The 22,811-nt window shown below is 73.4% G+C and carries 20 protein-coding genes and 3 pseudogenes; 10 read left to right on the forward strand and 13 right to left on the reverse strand.

All coding sequences use genetic code 11. The annotated features are described in order from the left end of the window. The first annotated feature begins 515 nt into the window (after positions 1-515). Complete coding sequence (locus AMK21_RS23480; protein ID WP_073881056.1) at positions 516-1,985, forward strand: SulP family inorganic anion transporter; 1,470 nt, start codon at positions 516-518, stop codon at positions 1,983-1,985. Between the two features lie 36 nt (positions 1,986-2,021). Beyond that, positions 2,022-2,177: a hypothetical protein gene (locus tag AMK21_RS35165; protein WP_158070729.1), complete on the forward strand. Its 156-nt coding sequence runs from the start codon at positions 2,022-2,024 to the stop codon at positions 2,175-2,177. A gap of 116 nt (positions 2,178-2,293) precedes the next feature. Here the strand turns inward: AMK21_RS35165 and AMK21_RS23485 are convergent, their stop codons facing one another. The 3 genes from AMK21_RS23485 to AMK21_RS23495 form a co-directional block, all read right to left on the reverse strand. Then, positions 2,294-2,728, reverse strand: a complete 435-nt coding sequence (locus AMK21_RS23485; protein ID WP_073881058.1) for a DUF2267 domain-containing protein — start codon at positions 2,726-2,728, stop codon at positions 2,294-2,296. Positions 2,729-2,825: 97 nt separating this feature from the next. Beyond that, positions 2,826-3,221, reverse strand: a complete 396-nt coding sequence (locus tag AMK21_RS23490; RefSeq protein WP_073881060.1) for a DUF2267 domain-containing protein — start codon at positions 3,219-3,221, stop codon at positions 2,826-2,828. A gap of 108 nt (positions 3,222-3,329) precedes the next feature. Then, the gene (locus AMK21_RS23495; protein WP_073881062.1) at positions 3,330-3,761 is read right to left on the reverse strand and encodes an Hsp20/alpha crystallin family protein; all 432 of its coding nucleotides are present in this window, start codon (positions 3,759-3,761) and stop codon (positions 3,330-3,332) included. Between the two features lie 128 nt (positions 3,762-3,889). Between AMK21_RS23495 and AMK21_RS23500 the strand changes: the two genes are divergently transcribed. Further along, on the forward strand, positions 3,890-4,573 hold the full coding sequence (locus AMK21_RS23500; RefSeq protein ID WP_073881064.1) for an HSP18 transcriptional regulator: 684 nt from the start codon (positions 3,890-3,892) through the stop codon (positions 4,571-4,573). 55 nt (positions 4,574-4,628) lie between these two features. Here AMK21_RS23500 and AMK21_RS23505 read toward each other — a convergent pair whose 3' ends face one another. The 3 genes and pseudogenes from AMK21_RS23505 to AMK21_RS23515 form a co-directional block, all read right to left on the reverse strand. Beyond that, positions 4,629-5,414: an SAM-dependent methyltransferase gene (locus AMK21_RS23505; protein WP_073881066.1), complete on the reverse strand. Its 786-nt coding sequence runs from the start codon at positions 5,412-5,414 to the stop codon at positions 4,629-4,631. 109 nt (positions 5,415-5,523) lie between these two features. Beyond that, entirely contained in the window at positions 5,524-6,453 is a 930-nt protein-coding gene (locus tag AMK21_RS23510; RefSeq protein ID WP_073881068.1) for an oxidoreductase, read from the reverse strand. A gap of 39 nt (positions 6,454-6,492) precedes the next feature. Then, positions 6,493-6,648 (reverse strand): annotated as a pseudogene (locus tag AMK21_RS23515) (carboxymuconolactone decarboxylase family protein); the annotation flags it as partial. 21 nt (positions 6,649-6,669) lie between these two features. Between AMK21_RS23515 and AMK21_RS36235 the strand changes: the two are divergent. After that, positions 6,670-6,831, forward strand: a pseudogene (locus tag AMK21_RS36235) (MFS transporter); the annotation flags it as partial. A gap of 3 nt (positions 6,832-6,834) precedes the next feature. On the opposite strand, the gene AMK21_RS23525 reads toward AMK21_RS36235, so the two are convergent. From AMK21_RS23525 to AMK21_RS23540, 4 genes are all read right to left on the reverse strand, one after another. Next, the gene (locus AMK21_RS23525; RefSeq protein ID WP_073881072.1) at positions 6,835-7,317 is read right to left on the reverse strand and encodes an NUDIX hydrolase; all 483 of its coding nucleotides are present in this window, start codon (positions 7,315-7,317) and stop codon (positions 6,835-6,837) included. 29 nt (positions 7,318-7,346) lie between these two features. Continuing rightward, the gene (lnt, locus tag AMK21_RS23530) at positions 7,347-8,939 is read right to left on the reverse strand and encodes an apolipoprotein N-acyltransferase (RefSeq protein WP_073881074.1); all 1,593 of its coding nucleotides are present in this window, start codon (positions 8,937-8,939) and stop codon (positions 7,347-7,349) included. 104 nt (positions 8,940-9,043) lie between these two features. Beyond that, positions 9,044-9,607, reverse strand: coding sequence for a hypothetical protein (locus AMK21_RS23535; protein WP_073881076.1), 564 nt, complete (start codon positions 9,605-9,607; stop codon positions 9,044-9,046). A 47-nt stretch (positions 9,608-9,654) separates the two neighbouring features. Next, entirely contained in the window at positions 9,655-10,440 is a 786-nt protein-coding gene (locus AMK21_RS23540) for a glutamate racemase (protein WP_073881078.1), read from the reverse strand. Positions 10,441-10,498: 58 nt separating this feature from the next. Here AMK21_RS23540 and AMK21_RS23545 point away from each other — a divergent pair, with 58 nt between their 5' ends. Continuing rightward, positions 10,499-11,698 carry a glycosyltransferase gene (locus tag AMK21_RS23545; RefSeq protein ID WP_073881080.1) on the forward strand — a complete coding sequence of 400 codons (1,200 nt, stop codon included), beginning with the start codon at positions 10,499-10,501 and terminating at the stop codon, positions 11,696-11,698. A 51-nt stretch (positions 11,699-11,749) separates the two neighbouring features. On the opposite strand, the gene AMK21_RS23550 is transcribed toward AMK21_RS23545, so the two are convergent. Together AMK21_RS23550 and AMK21_RS23555 are read right to left on the reverse strand one after the other, a co-directional pair. Next, positions 11,750-13,075, reverse strand: coding sequence for a TerD family protein (locus AMK21_RS23550; RefSeq protein WP_073881082.1), 1,326 nt, complete (start codon positions 13,073-13,075; stop codon positions 11,750-11,752). Between the two features lie 36 nt (positions 13,076-13,111). Continuing rightward, positions 13,112-13,837: pseudogene (locus AMK21_RS23555) on the reverse strand (2-phosphosulfolactate phosphatase). A 710-nt stretch (positions 13,838-14,547) separates the two neighbouring features. Here AMK21_RS23555 and AMK21_RS23560 point away from each other — a divergent pair. From AMK21_RS23560 to AMK21_RS23575, 4 genes are all read left to right on the forward strand, one after another. Continuing rightward, positions 14,548-15,036 (forward strand): DUF6643 family protein, encoded by a 489-nt coding sequence (locus AMK21_RS23560; protein WP_073881084.1) that lies wholly within the window; start codon positions 14,548-14,550, stop codon positions 15,034-15,036. A 73-nt stretch (positions 15,037-15,109) separates the two neighbouring features. Continuing rightward, the gene (locus AMK21_RS23565; RefSeq protein WP_073881086.1) at positions 15,110-15,934 is read left to right on the forward strand and encodes an MOSC domain-containing protein; all 825 of its coding nucleotides are present in this window, start codon (positions 15,110-15,112) and stop codon (positions 15,932-15,934) included. Positions 15,935-15,981: 47 nt separating this feature from the next. Further along, positions 15,982-16,599 carry a hypothetical protein gene (locus tag AMK21_RS23570; protein WP_073881088.1) on the forward strand — a complete coding sequence of 206 codons (618 nt, stop codon included), beginning with the start codon at positions 15,982-15,984 and terminating at the stop codon, positions 16,597-16,599. Between the two features lie 209 nt (positions 16,600-16,808). Next, complete coding sequence (locus AMK21_RS23575) at positions 16,809-19,259, forward strand: right-handed parallel beta-helix repeat-containing protein (RefSeq protein WP_073881090.1); 2,451 nt, start codon at positions 16,809-16,811, stop codon at positions 19,257-19,259. Here AMK21_RS23575 and AMK21_RS23580 read toward each other — a convergent pair. Further along, on the reverse strand, positions 19,220-21,658 hold the full coding sequence (locus AMK21_RS23580) for a hypothetical protein (RefSeq protein WP_107429976.1): 2,439 nt from the start codon (positions 21,656-21,658) through the stop codon (positions 19,220-19,222). The two genes, AMK21_RS23575 and AMK21_RS23580, sit on opposite strands and share 40 nt — an antisense overlap. A gap of 297 nt (positions 21,659-21,955) precedes the next feature. Here AMK21_RS23580 and AMK21_RS23585 point away from each other — a divergent pair, with 297 nt between their 5' ends. Continuing rightward, positions 21,956-22,807: a DeoR/GlpR family DNA-binding transcription regulator gene (locus AMK21_RS23585; RefSeq protein ID WP_073881092.1), complete on the forward strand. Its 852-nt coding sequence runs from the start codon at positions 21,956-21,958 to the stop codon at positions 22,805-22,807. The last annotated feature ends 4 nt before the right edge of the window (positions 22,808-22,811 follow it).

Genomic DNA, 22,811 nt, shown 5'->3' on the forward strand with positions numbered 1-22,811 from the left:
ATGAATGACAAGAATGGCGCATTCGCGTTCCTTCACGAGAAGGTAATGCGATAGCAAAGTTCTGGTCTATATGCTGAGCTGTAGTCGTATCCATTCGGACGCCGACCTTGCGTCCGGATGGGCCACATGTTCGGAAGAACGCGAGGTGAAACACACTCCCCCTCCCGAACATTCATACGGATTCAATCAGCGCATTCGTCAAGATGACCCGACCACACCGCTCCCCGGCCTCGCCGGATGCAGGAGGCAGGCCACCCATGAAGTCCCTTGTCGCACCCGCCCGGACTTTCACCGGGCACGACACCGCGAACGCAAAGGAGGCCGGGCTCCCCACACACGCCCGGCCCCCGAGACCTTTCCGCGTGAGCCGCGGCGTAGTGCCCCCCGGCTCGATCAGCGTTCACCGGCCGGAGAGCGGCTCGTCGTGCGGCCGCCTCTGACGGCTTCCCGCCCCCCACTCGTCCGCGCCCCGGCCCCGCCGGGGCCGGACCTCACCCTCAAGGGAATCGTCACCCGTGATCTCCGTGAAGGAACTCAAGAATCCCCACGTCGTACGACGTGACCTGCTGGCGTCACTCGTCGTCTTCCTGGTCGCCCTCCCCCTCTGCGTCGGCGTCGCCGTCGCCTCCGGCGTACCGGCCGAACTCGGCCTGGTCACCGGCATCGTCGGCGGCCTGGTCGTCGGCATGCTGCCGGGCAGCAAGCTCCAGGTCAGCGGGCCCGCCGCCGGCCTCACCGTCCTGGTCTACGAGGCGGTCACGGAGTTCGGTCTCGCCACCCTCGGGCCGATCGTCCTGGCCGCCGGCCTGCTCCAGGTGGTGCTGGGCGTGGCGCGCTTCGGCCGTTGGTTCCGCGCCATCTCCGTCTCCGTCGTGCAGGGCATGCTCGCGGGCATCGGCCTGGTCATCGTGCTGGGCCAGCTGTACGCCATGGCCGACACCGAGCAGCCGGGAACCGCCCTCGCCAAACTGGCCGGGCTGCCCGGTCTCGCCGCCGAGATCGTCACGGACAACGAGGCCATGACCGCCTTCGGCCTCGGCGCGGGGACCGTCGCCGTCATGCTGCTCTGGCCGAAGCTCCCCGCCGGCGTACGGATGGTCCCCGCGCCCCTCGCCGCGGTCGGCCTGGCCACCGCCGTCGCCGCCCTGGCCGGGCTGCGGCCCCTGGTGGCCGATGTGAACGGGCTGCTGCACGCCATCGACCTGCCCGGTGCGGCGGAGTTCGGCAATCTGGCGAACGTGGCCGTCATCGGTACCGTCCTCGCCTTCGCCCTCATCGCCTCGGCCGAGAGCCTGTTCAGCGCGGCGGCCATCGACCGGATGCACGACGGCCCCCCTACCGACTACGACAAGGAGCTGGTCGCGCAGGGCGTCGGCAACACGATCTGCGGGGCGCTCGGCGCACTCCCCATGACCGCCGTCATCGTCCGCAGCGCTGCCAACGTCCAGGCCGGGGCCACCACCGCGCTCTCCCGGGTCGCCCACGGGCTGTGGCTGCTGCTCTTCGCGGCGCTGCTGCCCGCTGCCATCGGCATCATCCCGCTCGCCTCGCTCGCCGGGATCCTGGTGCACGCCGGGTGCAAGCTGGTACCTGTCAAGGAGTTCGGCCCGCTGTGGCGCGAACACCGCGGGGAGGCCGTGCTGTTGGCGGTCACGGCACTGGCCATCGTGGTGACCAACCTCTTCGAGGGTGTGGTGCTGGGCCTGCTGCTGGCCGTGGTCAAGTCGGCCTGGGAGACCTCCCACGTACAGCTCTCCACCCGCCAGCTCACCGGCGGCCGGGTCGTGGTGACCCTCACCGGCAACGCGACCTTCCTCCGACTGCCCCGCATCCTGGAGCAGTTGGAGAAGCTGCCGCAGGACCAGCCCATAGAGCTGGACCTCAGCGGCCTGCGCCATCTCGACCACGCCTGCCGGGTGGCACTGGAGAACTGGGCCCGCCGGCACAACGACGCGGAGACCGACCCGGTGACGATCCGCCGGTAGCCCGGCCGACGGCACGGCGGTGCCCTCGGCTCGGGGGTGCGCTCTCAGGACGAGCTGGGCGCGCCGGCGGTGCGGGCCGGCCTGCGGGTGCGCCGCTGCGACGACATCGACTGGGACCACCGGCTGTGGGTCCGGCGCACCCGGCGGCGGGGGTGGCAGGAGACGCCGTACGCCGGTCCCTGCGGCGGGTGACGAACACTCCGTTCATCCCGCTCACCGGCCAGGTCCGCGGCTTCGTCTTCGACGTCACCACCGGCCGCCTCGACGAGGTCGTCCGACGGCCGGTGGGGCGGACCGGGCCGGCGCGCTCAGGCCGCCGTGGTGAGCTGCGCGCGGCCGAAGAGCAGGGCGTATCCGGTCGGCAGGGCCCCGATGATCCGGGTGACCAGGGCCGGGTCCATCAGCGCGCCGACCGCGGCCAGTACGGTGCCCGCGTCCCAGCGGGCGGTCGCCGCGGTGCCGCCGGTCCGCACGGCCAGGTCGTCCACGAAACGCGCGGCCGGGGACGGGGCGATGCCGGGAGCCTCGGCGGCGAACACCAGGGCGGCCTCCCTGGGGAGCGCGGCGGCGAACGCGACCCGCTCCTCGCCGGTGATCTGGGCGCCGAGCCCGCCCAGGACGGCACGGAGGGCTTCCTCGGCCCGCTCCCGGGTGGGGTAGGCGCCCTCGTACCTGATCTTCTCCAGCAGCCGGTCGAACGTCATGGCCTTCGGGGCGGCGATGGTCCGAGGCTCAGGAATCATGGCGGCGGCAGCCCTTCTCGTCGTCGTGCGGTGTCGGTTGTCTCTGGCTTCTACTCCGAAAGCGCCGCCGTACACCCCCTGGGGGGGTATTCGGCGGTCAAAGGGGGCCCGGATGGCCGAAGAGGAGGTCGTACCCCGCCGGCAACTGCAACAGGATGCGGCGCAGCAGGTCCTCGCCGGCCGCGTCGGCGGCGACACTGAGGACGGCCCCCACGTCCCACATCGCCGTCCGTTCGGTGGCACCCTCGATCCAGGCCGCCGTGGCGCGGACGAACCGTTCCGGCGTGAGCGGTTCGGCGGCCTGCAGCGGGTCGAGCAGGATCAGGGCCATGGTCTCGGGGAGCCGGGCGGCGAGCTCGGCCCGCTCCCGGCCCACCAGGTGGGCGCCGAGAAGGGCCAGCACGACGCGTGCGGCGCGCTCGGCCTCTTCCCGGGTGTCGTACGTGCCGCGTTCCTGGACCCGGCCCAGGAACGCCTCCCATCGCAGGGTCACGGTGACCGCTCCCTCGGGCTGTCCCCCTTCGGGCGGGGACGGGTGCCGGGCCGGGAAGGGGATAAGGGGAGATCCGGCCCGGCCCCCGTCACGGACGGGCGAACCGGTTCAGCCCTTGATCTGCTTGCGTGAGGAGCCGCCGCCGACGGAGATCTTGCGTGGCTTGGCCCGCTCGGCGATCGGGATGCGCAGGGTCAGTACACCCGCGTCGTAGCCGGCGTCGATGCGCTCGGTGTCCAGGGTGTCCGCCAGGACGATCTGGCGGGAGAACACCCCCAGCGGACGCTCGGAGAGCTCCATCTGCACATCGTCCGTGTTGACGGCCGGCCGGCGCTCGGCCCGGACGGTCAGCATGTTGCGCTCGACGTCGATGTCGATCGCGTCCGGCGAGACGCCGGGAAGATCGAACGCCACCACGTACTCGTCGCCCTCGCGGTACGCGTCCATCGGCATCGCCGAGGGCCGCGACCAGGTGCCGGGGCGCAGGATCTGCTCGGTGATCCGGTCGAGTTCACGGAAGGGGTCGGTACGCATGAGCATTGCGAAAACACCTCCAGTCGGTCGGGCGGAAGCCCGCGCGTTTCACCTGAATCCGTTGTAGCATGTCATCCATTCGATGACAAGCGAAATGTCACCGGAAGGACGACAAGCACGCAGAAGGAGCCACCGTGCCAGCAGCGGAGCAGCCCGATCCGGCCCGCCACCCCGATCCGGACGCCGTCTCCCTCCTCGCCGCCGCTGCGGCGCTGGGGGTCATCGACGACGCGGTCCGCGGGGCCAGGGCCGCCACGGCGGACCGACCCGACGGTGCGGCGGCCGATCCCGACCGCGCCCAGGCACTGGCCTCGCTCCAGCTGCTGCGGGAGGTGCGGGAGCGGCTCGCCGGCTGGGAGACCGGGCTGATCGAGGCGGCCCGCACGGCGGGGGCCAGCTGGGCCGACCTGGCGGACCCGCTCGGCGTCGCCAGCCGGCAGGCGGCCGAGCGCCGCTATCTGCGCCTGCGTCCAGGCTCCCTGGGCTCCACCGGGGAGCAGCGGGTCAAGGCCACCCGGGACCGCCGGGCCGCCGACCGCACCATCACCACCTGGGCCAGGGAGAACGCGGCGGAGCTGCGCTCGCTCGCCGGCCAGGTCACCGCCCTGACCGGCCTCCCCTCCCCCGCCGACCCTCCGCTGGACCACCTGCGCCAGGCCCTCGCCGCCGACGACGCCGCCCTCCTGGTCACCCCACTCGCCGCAGTCCGGCCCCATCTGCCGTCGGGGCAGCAGCAGTTGGCCGACCGGATCGACTCGCTCACCCGCCTCACCGGAGAGCTGCGCGAGGACACCACGGCCCGGCGGCAGAACAGCTGAGCGGCGGAGGGCTTCTCCAGCCCTCCGCCGCTCAGTACACCCTGCCGCTCACCGCCTACGGCTTGCGGGCCACCAGACCCCACTGGTCGACCAGCACCGGGTCGTCCTCCTCGGGGCGCCACAGCGCGATCGACAGGAAGCCCGGCTCGATGATCTCCAGGCCCTCGGCGCAGCCGGTGATCTCCTCCGGCTCCCGGACCAGGTACGGCGGGTTCTCGCCGGAGTCGTACGCCTCCTGCGCGGCCAGCGTCTGTGGTGTCTTCACCGTGTCGCAGAGGACCAGGTAGCTGCCCGACGGCATCCGGGCCATGTACCGCTGGACGACATCGATGCCGTCGGCCGGGGTCAGGTGCCCCAGCGTCGAGAGCAGGAGGACGGCGACGGGCTGGGAGAGGTCGAGGGTCTTCGCCGCCTCGTCCACCACCGCGTCCGTGTCGGACAGGTCGGCGTCCACGTAGTCCGTCCGGCCCTCCGGGGCGCTGGTCAGCAGGGCGTGGGCGTGGGCGAGGACGATGGGGTCGTTGTCCACGTAGACGATCCGCGCGTCGGACGCGATGCCCTGGGCCACCTCGTGGGTACTGTTCGCCACCGGCAGGCCGGTGCCGACGTCCAGGAACTGGCGGATGCCCAGCGAGGCGAGGTGCCGGATCGCGCGGGCCTGGAACGCGCGGGAGGCGCGCGCGATGCCGACCATCTGCGGGTAGGCCGCGCTCACCGCGTCGGCCAGTTCGCGGTCCACGGGGTAGTTGTCCTTGCCACCCAGCCAGGCGTTCCACACCCTCGCCGAATGCGGGACGTCGGAGCGGATCCTGCGGCGGAACTCGACGTCGTCGACGCTCATGTCTCTCCTCTACTCACTGTCCGTGCAAGGCCGTTGACCGCGTAACCGCCGGTGAGAGCCTTGATCTGACCGTACATGGCCATCCCGGTTCCCGCTGACCGCCCCTCCCTCAGACCAGGTCCGCATCCAGGCCCGTCAGGCGCGCCGACTCCTCCCACAGCGCCCGCGCCATGCCTATGTCCCGTGCCCGGGCTGACCTGCGCGCCGGACCCGGGGCTCCCCGGGTCTCGCCCAGGTGCCGGGGGCCGTAGTACGAGGCGCCGGGCGCGTCCGGAAGCGTCGCGGCGTACAGCGTGGGCAGGGCTCCGGCGGAGGCGGGCTGGGTGTACAGGCGCGAGGCCCTCTCCAGCTTCGCCGCCCAGTTCCGGCCGGACAGCTTGGGGCCCGCCTGCCCCAGCTCCGTCGCGGCGAGGCCGGGGTGCGCGGCGAGGGCGAGCAGGTCGCGTCCGGAGGCCCGGGCGCGCCGGTCGAGTTCGGCGGTGAAGAGCAGGTTGGCCAGCTTGGACTGCGCGTAGGCGCCCCACTTGCCGTACCCGCGCTCGGCGTTGAGATCGTCGAGGTCGATGCGGCCGATGCGGTGGACCAGCGAGGAGAGCGTCACCACGCGGGCCGGTCCCGCCACGCCGAGCACCGGCAGCAGCCTGAGGGTCAGGGCGAAGTGGCCGAGGTGGTTGGTACCGAACTGCATCTCGAAGCCGTCCGCCGTGCGCAGGAGCGGCAGGGCCATCACCCCGGCGTTGTTCACCAGGAGGTCGAGGCGGCCGTCCACCTCCTTCGCGATGGTGTCCGCCGCTTCGGCCACCGAGGCCAGGTCAGCCAGGTCCAGACGGACGAGCCGGGTGTCGGAGCGCGGTGCGGCACGGCGTACGGCCGCCAGCGCGCGCCGGCCCCGCTCGGCGTCGCGGCAGGCGAGGACGGTACGGGCGCCGGAGCGGGCCAGGGCAAGCGCGGTGAAGGCCCCGATGCCGCTGTTGGCGCCGGTGACCACGGCGGTCCTGCCGGAGAGGTCGGGCATGTCGTGGAGATTCCAGGAGTGCATGCCACACACCTCCCCGACAGGGGCCGGGTCACACACCGGTCAGCCGAACTGGCCCACCTTGTAGTCGCCCGCGGGCTGCTGGACGATCACGTTCAGTCGGTTGAAGGCGTTGATGAGGGCGGTCAGGGAGACCAGCGCGACGAGCTGGTCCTCGTCGAAGTGCTCGGCGGCCCGTGCCCGGACCTCGTCCGTCACCGGTGGCGACCTTCTTCCCCCCACGAGACGGCCGGGCGGCCGCTGCGCGGCTCGGGGCCTATGGTGGAGACGCCCGAGCAGGCCCCGCAGCTCGTGGCGCGGAGCCGTGCGGCATCGGGGCGGCAGGCGCGGGACGTCTGGCTGCGGGTGCGCCATCTGTGGCGGGGGGCCGGGGACACGTAGGCGTCAGGCGTCGACCGGCGTCGGCTGGAACCAGGCCGGCCCCTCCGTCAGCGCCTGCTTGATCCGGAAGAGGGCGAACTCGGCGAGCGGCGGCAGCCCGTCCAGCGGGAACCAACCGACATCCAGCGACTCGTCGTCGTTGACCCGGGCCTCGCCGCCGGTCGCCCGGCAGCGGAAGGTGATGTCGACGTACTGGCAGCGGTCGCCGTTGGCGTACTGCACGGGCTGCAGCGCCTGGGTGAGCACCAGACGCTCGGCCACGCAGTGCACGCCGGTCTCCTCCAGCACCTCGCGCTCCGCCGTCCGCGCGGGCTCCTCCCCCGGATCCGAGATGCCGCCGATCACCGACCACTTTCCGGTGTCCGCCCGCCGCCCCAGCAGGACGCGGCCCTCGTCGTCGAAGACGATGGCGGTCACCCCGGGGAGCAGGAGCAGCTGGTGTCCGGCGGTGGCGCGGATGGTGCGGATGAAGTCGGGAGTCGCCATGCGTCCGAGCCTACGTGTCCGGTCCGGGCCTACCGCGCGGTCCCCCGCTCCCGCCGCGCCCGTGCCGCCGACACGCCCGCCCAGCCCAGGCCGGCCACGGCCAGCAGGGCGATGACGGCTTCCGGCAGCGGGCCCATCCGGGTGGCGGGGGTGAGCGAGGAGCGCAGCGGGACCTCGGCGACCAGTGCGTCGGGGGTGAACATGTCGCTCCGGTCCGCGATCGTGCCGTCGGGCCGGATGACCGCGCTGACACCGCTGGTGACGGGGACGACCACGGACCGCCCGTGCTCGACGGCCCGGACCTGGGACATGGCGAGCTGCTGGTAGGTCATCTCGCTGCGGCCGAAGGTCGCGTTGTTGCTGGGCACGGCGATCATCTGGCCGCCGTGGAGGACGGTGTCGCGGGCGGCGTCGTCGAAGGCGGCCTCGTAGCAGGTCACCATCCCCACCTTCGTACCGGCGAGGTCGAAGACGCCGACCCGGGTGCCGGGGACGAACTCGCGCTGTACGCGGTCGACGTCCTCGCTGAAGAAGCGGGCGACCGTCCGCATCGGCATGTACTCGCCGAACGGCTGGATGTGCCGCTTGTCGTAGGTGGCGACGGGGCCCTTGTCCGGGTCCCACTCGATCAGGGTGTTGCGCAGGCTGTCGGAGCCCTTCTCGACCACGGAGCCGACGACGGTGGGGACACCGATGGCCTTCACCGCGTCGTCGATGACCTGGCGGGCGTCGGCGTTGAGGTACGGGTCGAGGTCGGAGGAGTTCTCCGGCCAGAGGACGAAGTCGGGCTGCTTCGCCTTTCCGGCCTCGACCTCGTCGGCGAGCTGGGTGGTGCGCTTGGCGTGGTTGTCCAGGACGGCGCGGCGCTGGGCGTTGAAGTCGAGGCCGAGGCGGGGCACGTTGCCCTGGATCGCGGCGACGGTGGCGGTGCCGTCCTCGGCGGAGTCGTCGACGAGCGGGAGCGAGGCGAGCGCGGCCACGACGGGTACGAGGACGCAGGCGGCGGCTCCGGCGACGGCGGCGCGCGGGATCTCGCCGGTGGAGCGGTACGTACGGAAGCGGCGCACGGCCTCGTAGAGCCCGAAGCCGCACAGCACGACGGCGAAGGAGAGCAGCGGGGTGCCGCCGAGCGCGGCGAGCGGCAGGAACACGCTCTCCGCCTGGCCGAAGGCGATCTTGCCCCAGGGGAAGCCGCCGAACGGGATCCGGGCCCGGACCGCCTCGTCCAGGGTCCAGACCGCGGCCGCCCAGAAGGGCCAGTACGCGATCCGGGTCACGGCGGCGATCCCGAGGCAGCCCACCGCGATGAAGAGCGCCTCGGCGGCGGCGAGGGCGAGCCACGGCACCGGGCCGACGTCCTCGCCGGTCCAGTGCAGCAGCGGGAGCATGAAGCCGAGCCCGGACAGCAGCCCGAGGCCGAAGGCGGCACGCGGCCTGCGCCCGTACAGGACCCAGCCGAGCAGGGCGAAGCCGGGCAGGACGAGCCACCAGAGCGGCCGGGGCGGGAAGCTCGCGTAGAGCAGCACGCCGGAGAGGGCTGCGGCGGCCGGACGCAGGAGCCGCTGCGGCAGTCCGGCGGTCGGGGGCGTCGACGCGGGCCGCGGGTCGTCGACGGGGGTCATAGTGGCGCTCACCTGGCGGAGTCTACGGTGGGCGGCTGTGGGCGGGGGGCCGCCCCGGGGCCGCGGGGGCCGCCGAATGGCCGTCCTCCGCCGTGTCCGCGTGGTCAGTCCTGGTCCCGCTCCGCGCCGGCGGCCAGGTGGAGGCGTTCGCGGATGAAGCGTACGGCGGCCTCCGCGTCATCCACCGTGACGGTGAAGGTGCGGCCGTCACCGAGCCGGAGGGCCATGCCCTCGCCCTTGCGCACCACGACGGCGGTGCCCTGCTCGGGGCGCCAGCGGTAGCCCCACCCGCCCCACTGGCGCGGGTTGACCTTGGCCACGTAATCCGCGCCGACCACATGGGTGAGCAGGATCCTGCGGCGCGGCAGCCCGGCGTGGCCGCAGCGGACCTCCAGGGCGTCCCGGTCGACCTTCACGGCCACATGGACGAAGGCGAGCGTCCCGAAGAGGATGAGCAGTCCGACGGCGAGGCAGCCGACGACGGACATCAGCAGCGGGGCGAATCCGGACGACCAGGGCGAGACGACGGCGAGCTCGATGCCCAGAGCCATGCAGCCCGCGCCCGCCAGGGCCAAAAGCCACTGGATGCGGTTGGTCGCGCGGCCGGTCCAGACGGTGGACGGGGCCTGCGACGAGCCGTGGTGCGCGCTCTCGGAGTGGTCCGTCATATTCGCAGCGTACCCACCCTCGGGCCGCCCGGCCCGGGGCTGCGGGGTCAGCGGGCGGGGGCCGCGGCCTGGAGGGCGCGGCCCTCCGCGTAGGCCAGAGCGGGCTCCGGCAGGGTGCCGGGGTGTCCGGCGAGCAGGACGGTGAGCGTGCCGGACGGTTCGGCCGTCGGGGCGGCATCAGCGCCGATCCGACGCAGCGCCTGGGCGGCGACGGCCCCGGCGGAGCCGTGCAGGACGAGCGGCGGGTGGCCCGGCTGCTGGACTGCGGCGCGGATGCGGTCGGCGACCAGCTCGTAGTGGGTGCAGCCGAGGACCATGGCCCGGACGCCCGGCGGCGTGAGGGCGGCGGCAGCGGCGACGGCGCGGTCGATGCCGGCCTCGTCGCCGTGTTCGACGGCGTCGGCGAGACCCGGGCAGGGGACCTCGGTGACATCGACGGCCCCGGCGAACTCGGCGATCAGCCCGCGCTGGTAGGGGCTGCCGGTGGTGGCCGGGGTGGCCCAGATGGCGACCGGGCCGCCGCCCGCGGCGGCGGGCTTGATGGCGGGTACCGTGCCGATGACCGGCAGCGCGGGCTCCAGCGCGGCGCGGAGCGCGGCCAGGGCGTGGACGGAGGCGGTGTTGCACGCGACGATCAGGGCGTCCGGCCGGTGGGCGGCGGCGGCGCGGGCCACGGCCAGCGCGCGGGCGGTGACGTCCTCGGGGGTGCGCGGGCCCCAGGGCATGGAGCCGGGGTCCGAGGAGATGACCAGCTCGGCGTCGGGCCGCAGCCGGCGAACGGCGGCCGCTGCCGCCAGCAGGCCGATTCCGGAGTCCATGAGCGCGATCTTCACCCGGTCACCCTAGCCGACAGTCCTTGCGGACCGGGCTCGGTGGGGCAGACTGCGGCGAATGAGCGCCGTTGCCTGGATCGCCGTGGGTTCACTGATCGCGTGGGTGTGGCTGCTGCTGGGGCAGGGCTTCTACTGGCGGACCGACCAGCGGCTGCCCCGGCTCACCGACCCGGCGCGCTGGCCGTCGGTGGCGGTGGTCGTACCGGCCCGCGACGAGGCGGACATGCTGCCGGTGAGCCTGCCCTCGCTGCTGGTCCAGGACTACCCGGGCGAGGCCCGGATCATCCTGGTCGACGACTGCTCCAGCGACGGTACCGGGCAGCTGGCCCGGGAGCTGGCCGCCCGTTTCGGCGGCCTGCCGCTGACCGTCGCGGAGCCCGGGGAGCCGGAGGCGGGCTGGACGGGCAAGCTCTGGGCCCTGCGGCACGGCATCGCGCTGGCCCGGCTCCACAAGCCGGACTTCCTGCTGCTGACCGACGCGGACATCGCGCACGAGCCGGACAGCCTGCGGGACCTGGTGGCCGCGGCCGGGACCGAGGGCCCGGCCGGTTACGACCTGGTGTCGCAGATGGCGCGGCTGCGGGTGGAGAGCTTCTGGGAGCGTCTGGTGGTGCCGGCGTTCGTCTACTTCTTCGGGCAGCTCTACCCGTTCCGCCGGGTGAACCGGGCCCGGTCGCGGACGGCGGCCGCGGCGGGCGGCTGTGTGCTGCTGCGGACGGAGGCGGCCGAGCGGGCGCGGATCCCGGAGTCGATCCGGCAGGCGGTGATCGACGACGTGTCGCTGGCGCGGGAGGTGCGGCGCGGCGGCGGCCGGATCTGGCTGGGGCTCGCGGACCGGGTGGACAGCGTGCGGCCGTATCCGGGGCTGAGGGACCTGTGGCGGATGGTGGCGCGGAGCGCGTACGCGCAGCTGCGGCACAGTCCGCTGCTGCTGGCGGGGACGGTCCCGGGGCTGGCGCTGGTCTACCTGGGGCCGCCCATGACGTTGGTGGCGGGGGTGGCGACCGGCGACGGGGTGGCGGCGTGGGCCGGTGGCGCGGCCTGGGCGGTGATGACGGCGACGTACCTGCCGATGCTGGCGTACTACCGGCAGTCGCCGTGGCTCGGGCCGCTGCTGCCGTTCACGGCGGTGCTGTACCTGTTGATGACGGTGGACTCGGCGGTGCAGCACTACAGGGGGCGGGGGGCCGCCTGGAAGGGCCGTACCTATGCCCGGACCGATCCGGGCGGGACGGCCGACGCCGCGCCCGGCCGGTGACCCCACGCGGGCGCCGGGTCCGGCCGGGCGGGCTCGCCGGTCACTTGGGGCTCATTTGCGGCCGGGGGTCCAGTTCATGCCCCAGCCGTAGGCGGCGTCGATGGTGCGCTGCGGGCTGACGCCACGGTCGGGTACGAGGTAGCGGGCCTCGCGCTGCACGGTGAGGTCGCCGCCGTTGTTGGTGATCAGGGCGAGCGCGCAGACCGTGGAGGGCACGGTGCACTCGTCGAGGGAGAAGTCGATCGCCGCGCCGTTCTGCGGCTGGAGGGTGACCGTGGCGTGCAGATCGGCGAAGCTCCGGGCGCCCTCGTAGATGGTGACGAAGATCAGGACGCGGCGGATCAGGTCCTTGCGGTCGAGGTTGACGGTCATGTTCTCGCCGGTGGAGAGCGCGCCGGTGCGGTCGTCGCCGTCGAGTTGGATGAAGGGCGGCTGGGCCAGTGAGCCGAAGGCGTTGCCGAGGGCCTGCACGACTCCCTTGCGGCCGTCGGTGAGTTCGTACAGCGCGCAGAGGTCGAGGTCGAGGTCTCCGTGCATGGCGACGGCCCGGCCGAGTTTCGCTCCCCAGCCCTTGAACTGCTTGCGCACCTCCCAGTTGAGGTTGACGCGGAGCGCGCCGGAGGTGCCGCCCTGCTTGGCGAGGGAGACGGACGGGGCCTCCTTCGTCAGCGTGACCTTGGACAGCCGCACGGGCTGCGGGGGCGCCGGGGCGGGCGGTACGGGAGGGGCCGGCGGGGCGGGTGGGGCGACGTGGAGCGTCGGGTTGGGGGCCGGAGGCGTGGGCGGTACGAGGGCGGGGGCGGCGGGCCTGGTCGGCGCGGACGGCGCGAGGGCCTGCTGCGGTTCGCCGACGGAGATGCCGAAGTCCGTCGCCAGGCCCTCGAGCCCGCTGCTGTAGCCCTGCCCGACCGCGCGGAACTTCCAGGCGCCCTGACGCCGGTACAGCTCACCGAGGATGAACGCGGTCTCGATCGTGGCGTCCGTGGAGTCGAAGCGGGCCAGTTCGGCGCCGCCGGCCGCGTCGACGACCCGTACGTGCAGTCCGCTCACCCGGCCGAAGGTGCCGCCGTCCGCCGAGGCCGCGACGATGACGCGGTCGATCGCCGGCTCGACCCTGCCGAAGTCGACGAGGAGGGTGTCGGTGACTCCGTCACCGGCGGTCCGCCTGCCCTCGTGGCGGACGGCGCCGGAGGCGTGGGACGGCTGGTTGTAGAAGACGAAGTCGGCGTCGTCGCGTACCTTGCCCGACACCAACAGCAGTGCGGAACCGTCGACATCAGGGGTGCCCGCGGCGGCCCGCCACCCCAGTTCGACGCGCACGGTGCCCGCAGGCACCGGAACATTGGTTCCCTTTTGCATGGTCATGCTCGCCCCCATCACGGTTCCGGCTGCCCGCAGGCCTTTCCGCACAACCTAATCCCTCCGTCGAGCGGCCACCGGAAGGGTCCGACGACTACTCCTCGCCCCTGTGGGGCGCAGGACCATGAGGGAGTCCTCCGAGGTCGCCACCATGGCGAAGGGGAACCGGTCGAGTTCGAGACAGAGCGCGATGTCATCAGGATGCACTCCTTGACGCACCCCCTCCGCCGGCTCGCGGGCGACGCCGACGCGGCGGCGCGGCGGCGCGGCGGAGGAAGCCGTCCGCGTCCGTCGCGTCCTCGGTGACCCTCCGGGCGATGTACTGGGCGCACGCCAGATCCTCATCGGCGCGCCCGTCCTCGCCCGTGACCACGAACGTGACACCGTCGCGCCCGCGTTCGCGCAGGAGCCGGGCTGTGGCCTCCGCGACGACGAACCCGCGCACAGCACCAGCGACGCCTCCTTCACCGCGAGCGCGCCGACCGTCCCTGCCGTGGTCTTCTGCACGACGGTCCGTCCGCCGAGGTCCAGGGAGCGCAGCAGGCCCGGCGAGTTGACGGCGTCGAAGCCGGGCGCGGGAGGACCGTCCTTGAGTGCCACCCGGTCCGGGTGGCGGGCCTTGAGCGCCAGGGCCTGGTCGAGCGACTCGGCGAGAACGATCTCCTCCGCCCCCTGGGCGAAGGCCCAGGCAGCCACGGTGTAAGCACGCATGACGTCGACCACCACCGCGACGGGCGGGGTCTCGACCAGTTCGGGGATGCCGAGGAATCGAGCTTTCATCCGATCATGATCGCGGATACCCGGCCCGGAGCACCGGGACGGCTGCGCGGCAGTTCACCGGCCGGGCATTCCATCAGGCCGAAATTCAACGAAGCCGAGCGTGCCGCCGTGGGCGCCGCCCTCTTGTCTTTTACCGGCCGGACCCGGCAATGGGCGACGAACAGGCTCTGATACGACGCCGTGTGACTGTCTATGAGTTCGGCGGCCGCAAGCCGGGAACGCGGGCGAGGGCGGCTGAGCCGGGCCGTCTCGCCGAAGCGCCCGGCGACCGGGGACACGGGGTCGTGGCCGAATCCGAGCAGGCCACCGGGGTCGGTCGGGCCGGTGCCGGTCGCGCCGGTCCTCCAGCCCGTCGCAGCGGCCGGGCGGAAAGGTGACGCCCGTGGAGTGGCCGGTGACCCGCAAGCCGCCGGCCGCGAAGAGGTCGCCGAAGGTGGGCGGCCCGTGGAGGGACGAGCCCGGAGCCGTGGCCGCCCTGGCAGGCGGTCTCCGCCGGGGTCGGTGCCGTTGCCCCCGAAGCTGACCTGCTGTCGCCCTTTGCCACCCGCCCGCCACTTCTCGTCGACAATGGCCCGCCGAGAGGGAATGCCGCTGATAGGCGAGGGATTACCGATGTTCTGGTGGTCCCGGCCGACAGAACAGGCGTAAAAACGGATAACCCTAAGATTGGGGCTCCCCAACCGGCACATCGTGGGCTTAACTTAGGTGCCATGACCTCCCCTCGCTCCGCCTTCGGCGGCGGCTACTACGCCGCGTCGTTCCCCGACACTCCGATCTACGACTCCCTGGTCGCGGAGCGGGGCACCCCACAGATCGCACCGATCCGCGTCCCTGCCGCGTACGACACGTCCAGCAGCTATCTGCCGGCCCTGCCGTCGGCGCTGCCGGCCCTGCCCGCGGCCCCCTCGCAGCCCGTCGGTTCCTACGGCTATCCGCAGCAGCCCCAGCCGATGCCGCAGTACCAGCAGGCCCCTGCGCAGCAGGCGCCGATGTACGCGGCCGGGCTGCAGAACGCGCCGGCGCCGTACATCCCGCAGCAGCCCTCGGCGGTCCGCGGCTATCCGCAGCAGCCCCAGCAGCAGCGCCCCGCGCCCGGCACCGGGTACGAGTCGATGCGCCCGGCCTCGCCGCGGCCCGCGCCGGCCCCGTCGCCGTACGAGGACCCGTACAACCGGCCTTACCAGAGCCGGGGATACTGACCCCTCCGCCCCGCCGCGGGCTCCGCGAACAAATCGTGCGTACGTGTGGATAGGTGACTGGCAGGATGGGCGCATGGCATCTCCTGTGCTCCGGTCCGTCCACCTGTATCCGGTCAAATCGCTGGGCGCCCTGACATCCGACGAGGTCGCCGTCGAGCCATGGGGACTCGACGGCGACCGCCGTTGGATGCTGGTCGACAAGACGCCGCGGGTGATCACCCAACGACAGCGGCCGTTTCTGGCGCGGATCTCCGCGGTGCTGCTGTCCGGTGGCGGGATCGCCCTCTCCGCCCCGGGCCGTCCGCCCCTGCGGGTGGAGGTGCCGGGGCCGGAGCGCCTGGTCGATGTGGAGCTGCACCGGGACACCGTCACGGTCGCCGAGGCAGCGGACGAGGCACACGCCTGGTTCAGCGAGGTCCTCGGCTCGGAGACCCGGCTCGTGCATCTCGACGATCCGGCGCGCCGCAGACCCGTCGACCCCGCGTACGCGCGCCCCGGGGATGTGGTCTCCTTCGCCGACGGCTATCCGCTGCTGCTGACCACCACCGCTTCCCTCGACGCCCTCAACGCCCTGATCGCGGCGGGCGACCGGCCGGACGAGGGGCCGTTGCCGATGGACCGCTTCCGGCCGAACGTCGTGATCGACTCCACCGAGGCATGGGGCGAGGACCACTGGCGGCGGATCGCCATCGGCGATGTGATCTTCTCCGTGGTGAAGCCCTGTGGCCGCTGCGTGATCACCACCACCGACCAGCGGACCGCCGAGCGCGGCAAGGAGCCGCTGCTCACGCTGGCCCGACACCGCCGGGTCGGCAATCAGCTGCTCTTCGGCCAGAATCTGATTCCGGACGGGACCGGGGTGATCCGGGTCGGGGACCCCGTCAAGATCCTCGACTGAGGACCCGGGGACCCGGGGGGACCGGAAGGACGCGTGGGGGGGAGAACATGGGAGTCGGAGTCCTGCGATGGCGGGGGCCGTGGCGGTGGCGGTGGCGGCGCAATCCGCTGTGGCGCGCCACCGACCGCCGCGAGGCGTGGGTGACGCTCGGCGCGCTGGTGCTCCTGGCGCTGGGGGCGCCGGCGGCCGGATGGGCGGGCGGTGCGCTCGCCGACGCCTCGCTCCGGCAGGAGATACGGGCCCAGCACGAGGAGCGGCGGCCCGTCACCGCGGTCGTGGTCGGCCCGGCGCCGGAGGCGCGGCGGTTCGCCGGTGACCCGGGCGCCGGGTCGGGGCGGACCTCGGTGGTGGCGGCCTGGCGGGCGCCGGACGGCACCCCGCGCACGGGCGAGGTCGCCACGGGGTCGGGGGCCCAGGAGCCCGGTGCGCCGGTGCGGGTCTGGACGGACGCGTCGGGCCTCCCCGTACCGCCGCCGATGGACGCGGGCTCGGCCCGTACGCACGCCGTGCTCGGCGGGCTCGGCGTCTTCCTGCTCGCCGCCGGGTGTGTCGAGGCGGGCAGGCGGCTGATCGTAGGGCGCATGATGCGGCAGCGGTACGCACTCCTGGACCGGGAGTGGGCCGAGGCGGGCCCGGACCGGGGCCGGGCCGGAACGGGCAGCTGACGGCGGGCGGCCACCTCGGCGACGTACGGCAGGCGGCGACATCACCCCGGCGGCCCGAGTCGTCAACTCCAGCCCCTCCCGCGCGCTACGGTGGTCCGACCGCGTCCGCCTCCTCGACAGACGGACGGACGGGCCCGGGCCATCACGGCCCCAGGGCTTCACAGCACGACCCGAGGCAGCACAGCACGAGGTGGGGGCAGAGCAACTCCATGGCACAGGGCACGGTCCAGGTGACGCACACCGGCACATCGCGATGGCGCCGCCGCACGGGCGAGTACGCCTCCCTCTCCGCGGCCCTGGAAGCGGCGGCCGACGGTGACGTCCTCACCGTGGCGCCCGGGACCTACCGGGAGAACCTCGTCCTCCACCGCGCGGTGACCCTGCGCGGCCCCGAGGGGTCGGTCGGCTCCGTGCGGATCGCGCCGGTCGACGGCGTACCGCTGACGGTGCGCGCCTCCGCGATCGTCCAGGATCTGCACATCGAGGGGCAGGACTCCGCCGCCCCGGCCGTGCTGGTGGAGGACGGCACCCCCGAGTTCTCGGATCTGCGGATCGTGACGCGGTCGGCCGCCGGCATCGAGGTACGGGCAGCGGCCCGGCCCACCGTGCGGCGCTGCACCGTCGACAATCCGGCCGGGGTCGGCATCGCCGTACTCGGCGGTGCGGGCGGGGTCTTCGAGGAGTGCGAGATCGTCTCGGCCGGGCAGTTGGGCGTCTCGGTCCGCGAGGGCGGCCACCCCCGCCTCGACCGCTGCCGTATCCACCACTCCTCCGGTGCGGGCATCGGCGTCACCGGCGAGGGCAGCGGTCTGGAGGCGATCGGCTGCGAGGTGTACGAGATCAAGGGCAGCGGCGTCCAGGTCACCGCCCGCGCCACCGCGCACCTCACCGACTGCACCGTGCACCGCACGTCGGGCGACGGTGTCACGTTGGACACCGACGCGGTGCTGACGCTCGCCGACTGCGACATCCACGACATTCCGGAGAACGCGATCGACCTGCGGTCACGTTCGGTGCTCACACTGACCCGTTCCACGGTCCGCCGCTTCGGCCGCAACGGCCTCTCGGTCTGGGACCCGGGCACCCGCGTGGACGCCAACCAGTGCGAGATCCACGACAGTACGGGCGACTACCCGGCGGTCTGGGTCAGCGACGGGGCGACGGTGATACTGGACGCCTGCCGGGTCCACGACGTGCCGGACGCCCTCTTCGTCCTCGACCGGGGATCGCGCGCCGACGTGGTGGACAGCGACCTCTCACAGATCCGCAACACCGCCGTGTCCGTGAGCGACGGCGCCACGGCCCAGCTGGACGACTGCCGGATCCGGGAGGCCTCCACCGGCGCCTGGTTCCGCGACCACGGCAGCGGCGGCACGCTGAACAACTGCACCATCGACGCGGCCCAGACCGGAGTCATCGTCACCAAGGGCGCCGACCCCGTCATCGAGCGGTGCACGGTCACCAACCCCGCCGAGGCCGGGTTCTACGTCTCCGCCGAGGGGCGCGGCACCTTCGACAGCTGCCGCGTGACGGGCAGCGAGGGGTACGGCTTCCACGTCATGGACGGCTGCCGCACCACGCTGACCCGCTGCCGCACCGAGCGGTGCGCGCGCGGCGGTTACGAGTTCCCCGAGGGCTTCGCCGGGCAGACGGGCGACGGGGCCGGGGGCTCCGGCCCGGTGGTCACGGACTGCACGAGCGACGAGAGCGGTCTGCGTACGGCACCGGCTCCGGCTCCCGCCGTACTGACAGCCACGCAAGCGACGCCCGGCCTGCTCTCCACCATGCCCGGCCAGCGGGCCGTGGAGCCCGAACCGGTGACTCCGGCCGCCGAGCCCGCCCGTGACTCCGCGGCGGTCCTCGGTGAACTGGACGCGCTGGTGGGCCTGGAGAGCGTCAAGCGCGAGGTGCGGGCGCTGACCGACATGATCGAGGTGGGCCGTCGCCGCCAGGAGGCCGGGCTCAAGGCCGCCTCCGTCCGCCGCCACCTCGTCTTCACCGGCTCCCCCGGCACGGGGAAGACCACGGTCGCACGGCTGTACGGGGAGATCCTGGCCTCGCTCGGGGTGCTGGAGCGCGGCCACCTGGTCGAGGTCTCCCGGGTGGACCTGGTCGGCGAGCACATCGGCTCGACGGCGATCAGGACCCAGGAGGCGTTCGACCGGGCGCGCGGCGGGGTGCTCTTCGTCGACGAGGCGTACGCGCTCTCCCCCGAGGACTCCGGGCGCGACTTCGGCCGGGAGGCCATCGACACGCTGGTGAAGCTGATGGAGGACCACCGGGACGCGGTGGTGGTGATCGTCGCCGGGTACACCCACGAGATGGAGCGGTTCCTCACCGTCAACCCCGGTGTGGCCTCCCGCTTCTCGCGGACCATCACGTTCAGCGACTACCTCCCCGAGGAGCTGCTGCGGATCGTCGAGCAGCAGGCGGAGGAGCACGAGTACAGCCTGGCGGAGGGGACCGGGGAGGCGCTGCTGAAGTACTTCACCGCGCTTCCCAAGGGCCCCGCCTTCGGCAACGGACGCACGGCCCGGCAGACCTTCGAGTCGATGGTGGAGCGGCACGCGGGCCGGGTCGCCCAGTTCGCCGAGACGAGTACGGACGACCTGACCCTGCTCTATCCGGAGGATCTGCCGGAGCTCGTCCGACCCTCCTGACTCCTCCGAAGCGTGTCCCCGCCTTCCGCCTGCCGGGGCAGCCGTGTTCCGAGCTCTTCGAGGAGGGCGGCCCGTTCCTTCGCGAAGACCGGGTCGGCCTGGTAGTCGGAGTGGCCGAGGATCGGTTCGGGCAACGGGAGCGCGGTGGTACGCCCGTACGCCAGCGGGTCCTTCAGCGGCCCCCGGTCGACGCCGGGGTCGGGGTCGGTGCTCAGCCGGACGGGCCCGCCGATCGGGTCGGTGGCCCGGAAGAGGTTGCGCCAGCAGTGCACCGAACGGTTCAGCCCGAGCAGCGGTACGGCTCCGAAGTAGGCCGGGAACCAGCGCCCGTACAGCCGCTCGATCGGGGAGCCGTAGGTGAGCAACCCGACCCGGCGGCGGGCCGCGCCGGGGAGCTGCCAGACCGCGGCGGCCGCGAGGACGCTGCCTTGGGAGTGGCCCGAGATGATGAGCCGGCCCCTGGTCGTCGCCGTCCAGGCGCACATCCGCGACGCCAGGTCGGGGACGGCGCGTTCGGCGTAGCAGGGGGGCGCGAAGGGGTGGGCGGCGCGCGGCCAGAAGGTGCCCACGTCCCAGAGGATGCCGATGGTGCGCCGGGCGGAGGCGTCCCGGTAGGCGCGGCGCCCGCCCGCGACGAACAGTATGAAGCCGAAACCGATGAGCCAGGAGCCCGTCGACTGGGCGGCCTCGGCGAGGGATTCGACAGGGGCCGCGGCCCCGTCCGTCGCGAGGCCGGGCACCTCGCCGCTGGTCCAGGAGCCCGCGACGGCCGCCGCGCCGAGGAGCAGGGTGGCGGCGGAGACCACGCCGACGATCCAGGGGGCCGAGTCGGTGAGCGCCGCCGTGGCGCGGATGCGGGCGATCCGCCGGGTGCGGGCGGGGTCGGGCGGCTCGGGGGCGTACTCCGCCTCGATGTCCGGGCCCATGCGGCGGGCCCGGCGCGCGGTACGGACGGTCAGGAAGAGGACCGGGACGAGCAGCAGGAGCAGGAGAACGGGGATGACGGAGGCCTGCCAACTGAGCAGGACGGGCGGCCCCTCGATGATGGAGCCGCGCCCCATGCCCGGGGTGCCGGGGCCGTCCAGCCAGTCGGCGACGCGCTGGGCCACGCCGCCGGTCATCACACCGCCCAGGGCGCAGGCGAGCATCGCGACGGACGGGCCGCCGAGGCCGTACAGCGTGGTGCGGGGTTCGGGGGTGCGCCGGTGGAGGCTGCGGGCGACCAGCGCGAGGATCACCACGAGGAGGCCCTGGCCGAGGGCGAGGAGCCGGAAGGCGGTCTCGCCGGGGAGGCTGCCGGTGGACTGCCATTCCGGGCGCGACCACCCGGCGTGGAGGACGGCGAGGCCGAGCAGGGTGAGCGCGGAGCCCGGCAGATAGGTGATGAGGGCGCCGTCGACGCGGGTGTCCCGGACGCTCTCGCTGCGGCCGCGGCGGCAGATGACCCAGACGGTCACCGCCGCGCAGAGCACGAGGGCCCCTTCGATGACCAGGCCGAACATCTGCGGCACCGGGCTGTCGGCGGTCCGGTCGTGGCGGGCGGCGGCGCCGGTGACCGCGGCGGCGACGGTGAGGAAGCCCGCCGCGGTGTGCGCGGCACGGAGCCGGGCGACGAGCCGGCGGCCGTACCAGAATCCGGGCCTGCTCAGCGCGGGCGGCACCGGGCGCGCGGACTCCGGATCGTCGGCGCTGTCCGGGGCGCCCGGGCCGTGGGCCTCCTCCGTCCCGTCCGGGTCGCAGGCGTCGTCGTCCGTGGCGTCCAGGGGGCTCTGGGACTCGTAGGCGCTCCAGGTCTGGTTGGAGAGGTACCACAGGAGGCCCACCAGGGCGGCGGGCACGGTGGCGGCGAGCGCGAGCCGCCGTCCGGGCTGGGACCACCAGCCGCCCTGACTGCTCGACAGGAAGCCGAGCCAGGAACGGCGTTCGGAGCACGCGGAGGTGCCCGCGCACTGCCAGGCCACCAGGTCCAGCGCGACCTCGCAGGCGGCCGCGGTGAGCAGCACGGTGAGGCTGAGCGCGACGAGCCGCACCACCACGCCGTACAGCCGGACCGCGCGGGTGCGGCCGGCGGCGGTGGGGCGCATCCAGTGGGCGAGGTTGACCACCATGAACGGCAGGAGGAGCAGCCACAGGGCGCGGGAGCCGTTGCCGGAGGTGAGCCCGGACCAGCAGTACGCCTCGGCGACGGGCTCGTCCCGGTAGCGCTCGGGGTGCTTCTCGCCCTGGGCGTCCTCGGTGCGCCGGTACACGGCGGCGGTCGCGTCCCCGGTGACCCGGACGGTCCGGGGATCGCCGAGCATCTCCTGCGGGGTGGCGCCTCCCACGCCGTGGACCAGCAGTTCCAGGGCCGCCCCCGTGTTCTGCGGGGGTCGCGGCGGGGGCGGGATGGCAGGAGGCAAGGCAGCACTCTCTCTCGGGTGCGCCGGCCGCGCGGGACCGACGAAGTCAAGGCAGGGGTCGGGCGAAGTCAAGGCAGGGGTCGGGCGAAGGCATGGCAGGGGTCGGGCGGAGGAATCCCGGGGGCCGTGGACTCCGGCCCGTGCCCCGGCCCCGGAATCCCGGAGGCGGGGCGGGTGCGTGAGCGGTCTCACGGAATCTCCCCAGGTGGTACGCCGGACATGCCTGCGTGGCAGGATGAGCCTGTCTCGCAGGCCGCTGCGGACCGTAGGAGCAGAGGGAAGGACCGGGCGACGGCGTTGAGCGAGAATCAGAACCTGCTCGCGGAGCAGCGGCGTGCCCTGATCCTCGACGAGGTGCGCAGGCGCGGCGGGGTCAGGGTCAACGAGCTGACCCGCAGGCTGAATGTGTCCGACATGACGATCCGTCGGGACCTGGACGCGCTGGCACGTCAGGGGGTCATCGAGAAGGTCCACGGCGGTGCCGTCCCGGTGGTCGAGGCGAGCACCCACGAGCCCGGCTTCGAGGTGAAGTCGGCGCTGGAGCTGAGCGCCAAGGAGGACATCGCGCGGACGGCGGCGGCGATGGCCCGGCCCGGCAGCGCGATCGCCCTCTCGGGCGGTACGACGACCTACGCGCTGGCCCGGCACCTGCTGGACATACCAAATCTGACGGTGGTGACCAACTCGGTGCGGGTCGCCGACGTGTTCCACGACGCGCAGCGTCCGGCGGCCGGGCGGGGGGCGCGGCCGGGGACGGCGACGGCGACGGTGGTGCTGACGGGCGGGGTGCGGACGCCTTCGGACTCGCTGGTGGGGCCGGTCGCGGACCGGGCCATCGACTCCCTCCACTTCGATCTGCTCTTCCTCGGGGTGCACGGGATCTCGGCGGAGGCCGGTCTGTCGACCCCCAACCTCGCCGAGGCGGAGACCAATCGCCGCTTCGTCCGGTCGGCCCGCCGGGTCGTGGTGGTGGCCGACCACACCAAGTGGGGCACGGTGGGGCTGAGTTCCTTCGCCACGCTGGACGAGGTGGACACCTTCGTGACGGACGCGGGGCTGGCTCCCGGGGCGCGTGAGGAGATCGGCGAGCATCTGCCGGGCCTGGTGGTGGCGGGCGATTCGCCGGAGGAGACCGTCTCCCCCGGCTGACGGG

It is taken from the genome of Streptomyces sp. CB00316 (genome assembly GCF_001905595.1).
GTDB lineage: Bacteria > Actinomycetota > Actinomycetes > Streptomycetales > Streptomycetaceae > Streptomyces.

Coding starts and splice junctions, on each gene's coding strand:
- AMK21_RS23485 (WP_073881058.1), bottom strand. CDS start 2,728: ATGATTCCTGAGCCTCGGACCATCGCCGCCCCGAAGGCCATGACGTTC.
- AMK21_RS23495 (WP_073881062.1), bottom strand. CDS start 3,761: ATGCTCATGCGTACCGACCCCTTCCGTGAACTCGACCGGATCACCGAG.
- AMK21_RS23505 (WP_073881066.1), bottom strand. CDS start 5,414: ATGAGCGTCGACGACGTCGAGTTCCGCCGCAGGATCCGCTCCGACGTC.
- AMK21_RS23510 (WP_073881068.1), bottom strand. CDS start 6,453: ATGCACTCCTGGAATCTCCACGACATGCCCGACCTCTCCGGCAGGACC.
- AMK21_RS23525 (WP_073881072.1), bottom strand. CDS start 7,317: ATGGCGACTCCCGACTTCATCCGCACCATCCGCGCCACCGCCGGACAC.
- lnt (WP_073881074.1), bottom strand. CDS start 8,939: ATGACCCCCGTCGACGACCCGCGGCCCGCGTCGACGCCCCCGACCGCC.
- AMK21_RS23535 (WP_073881076.1), bottom strand. CDS start 9,607: ATGACGGACCACTCCGAGAGCGCGCACCACGGCTCGTCGCAGGCCCCG.
- AMK21_RS23545 (WP_073881080.1), top strand. CDS start 10,499: ATGAGCGCCGTTGCCTGGATCGCCGTGGGTTCACTGATCGCGTGGGTG.
- AMK21_RS23550 (WP_073881082.1), bottom strand. CDS start 13,075: ATGGGGGCGAGCATGACCATGCAAAAGGGAACCAATGTTCCGGTGCCT.
- AMK21_RS23560 (WP_073881084.1), top strand. CDS start 14,548: ATGACCTCCCCTCGCTCCGCCTTCGGCGGCGGCTACTACGCCGCGTCG.
- AMK21_RS23565 (WP_073881086.1), top strand. CDS start 15,110: ATGGCATCTCCTGTGCTCCGGTCCGTCCACCTGTATCCGGTCAAATCG.
- AMK21_RS23570 (WP_073881088.1), top strand. CDS start 15,982: ATGGGAGTCGGAGTCCTGCGATGGCGGGGGCCGTGGCGGTGGCGGTGG.
- AMK21_RS23575 (WP_073881090.1), top strand. CDS start 16,809: ATGGCACAGGGCACGGTCCAGGTGACGCACACCGGCACATCGCGATGG.